Genomic DNA, 216 nt, shown 5'->3' on the forward strand with positions numbered 1-216 from the left:
TGACCGTCTCCGAGGAGGAGTAGGTCAGCTCCCAGGCGAAGCCCTCGGAGTCCTCGGCGAAGTTGACCGTCACACCGACGAGGCTCTTCTTCGCCGCGTCGAGCACCAAGGTGGCCTCCACCTTGCCGTAGAACTCGTTGTTGTTGTCGGCCAGCATGATCGTGGGGCCGGAGTCACCCATCGCGCAGGTGCCCGTGAGCGCCTTGGAGACCTCCG

General features: G+C 64.8%; 1 protein-coding gene. It reads right to left on the reverse strand.

Going from position 1 to position 216, the window contains the following annotated elements; translation table 11 throughout:
* Positions 1 to 216 (reverse strand): hypothetical protein (locus BN358_RS26805; RefSeq protein WP_198018469.1); only part of this gene is annotated, 216 nt, incomplete at both ends.

The sequence above is a fragment of the Sedimentibacter sp. B4 genome, assembly GCF_000309315.1.
Classification (GTDB): domain Bacteria; phylum Bacillota; class Clostridia; order Tissierellales; family Sedimentibacteraceae; genus Sedimentibacter; species Sedimentibacter saalensis.